Genomic DNA, 234 nt, shown 5'->3' with positions numbered 1-234 from the left:
CGAAGCGCCGGGCTGGCTCAGCGTCGAGTACATCAACGGCGGCGTCGATCCGCAGACCCGCGAGTTCAGCCCTGGCAGCGTGCTCAGTTACCTGAACACCCAGGCCGCCTGGGAGGATGCGCGAGCGCTGGGCAAACCCCTGCGCTATTCGTTCGGTCGCGCCGACCGCGAATACAAGGATCGCTGGTGCCATCCTTCTCCGGTCTTCCAGGTCTGAAGCATGAGCGCACGCAA

The 234-nt window shown here is 65.0% G+C and carries 1 pseudogene; it reads left to right on the top strand.

Annotated elements, in window-relative coordinates:
• Nucleotides 1–217, top strand: a pseudogene (locus ACLJNW_RS28690) (Mig-14 family protein); the annotation flags it as partial.
• Between the last annotated feature and the right edge of the window lie 17 nt (nucleotides 218–234).

It is taken from the genome of Salmonella sp. SAL4457 (genome assembly GCF_046548235.1).
GTDB lineage: Bacteria > Pseudomonadota > Gammaproteobacteria > Enterobacterales > Enterobacteriaceae > Salmonella > Salmonella enterica.
Note: the sequence above shows the minus strand (reverse complement) of the source record. Positions and strands in the feature narration are given on the sequence as shown.